The sequence below is a fragment of the Bathymodiolus azoricus thioautotrophic gill symbiont genome (assembly GCF_001298715.1).
In the GTDB taxonomy this organism is placed as follows: Bacteria; Pseudomonadota; Gammaproteobacteria; order PS1; family Pseudothioglobaceae; genus Thiodubiliella.
In genome coordinates this window covers 1-1,361 of record NZ_CDSC02000166.1, presented here as the reverse complement: position 1 = coordinate 1,361, position 1,361 = coordinate 1, and the positions used below count along the sequence as shown (strand labels likewise).

Genomic DNA, 1,361 nt, shown 5'->3' with positions numbered 1-1,361 from the left:
TTTGTTATCAATGGTGAGTTAGTGCGTGATTATAGTGGTCACTCAGTCTCCAACGCAGGCGATGTCAACGGCGACGGCTTGGATGATTTGATTGTGGGTGCTTATGGTAATGATCAGAGTAATAAATCGTTAGCAGGCAGATCGTATGTCGTGTTCGGCAAACAAGACAACACCAACACCATTGAATTATCAGCCATTACCGCTGGCACAAGCGCAGGTGGCTTTGTTATCAATGGCGAGTCAGCGAGTGATTATAGTGGCTGGTCAGTCTCCAGTGCAGGCGATGTCAATGGCGACGGCTTAGATGATTTAATTGTGAATGCCTGGGGTGCTGATCCAATCAATAAATCAAACGCAGGTAAATCGTATGTCGTGTTCGGCAAACAAAATAACACTGATGCCATTAATTTATCAGCCATTGCCACTGGCACAGGTGGCTTTGTTATCAATGGCGAGTCAGTGAATGATCATAGTGGTTGGTCAATATCCAGCGCAGGCGATGTCAATGGCGACGGCTTAGATGATTTAATTGTAGGTGCTAAGAGTGCCGATCCAAGTAGTAAATTATCTGCAGGTAAATCGTATGTCGTGTTCGGCAAACAAAATAACACCGATGCTATTAATTTATCAGCCGTTGCCGCTGGTACAAGTACAGATGGCTTTGTTATCAATGGCGAGTCAGGGGGTGATGAGAGTGGCTACTCAGTCTCCAGTGCAGGTGATGTCAACGGCGATGGCTTAGATGATTTAATTGTGGGTGCTTATAGTGCCGATCCAAGCGGTAAGCCAAACGCAGGTAAATCGTATGTTATCTTCGGCAAACAAGACAACACCGCTATTAATTTATCAGCCATTGCCGCTGGCACAAGCACAGGCGGCTTTGTTATCAATGGCGAGTCAGCGTATGATAGGAGTGGCATCTCAGTCTCCAGTGCAGGCGATGTCAACGGCGATGGTTTGGATGACTTAATTGTGGGTGCTTATAGCGCCGATCCAAGTAATAAATCAAACGCAGGCAAATCTTATGTTATTTTCGGTAAACAAAACAACACCGATGCCATTAACTTATCAGCCATTGCCGCTGGCACAGGCGGCTTTGTTATTAATGGCGAGTCAGCGAGTGATCGTAGTGGTTACTCAGTCTCCAACGCAGGTGATGTCAATGGCGATGGCTTAGACGACTTAATTGTGGGTGCTTATAGTGTTGATCCAAGCGGTAAATCAAATGCAGGTAAATCGTATGTCGTGTTTGGCAAACAAAACAACACTGATGCCATTAACTTATCAGCCATTGCTGCTGGCACAAGCACAAGGGGCTTTGTTATCAATGGTGAGTCAACATATGATTATAGTGGCTTCTC

General features: G+C 45.6%; 1 protein-coding gene. It reads left to right on the top strand.

Translation table 11 applies throughout. The annotated features are described in order from the left end of the window. Positions 1 to 1,361: integrin alpha (locus BAZSYMA_RS03295; RefSeq protein WP_090715609.1), on the top strand; the 1,361-nt coding region annotated here is incomplete at both ends.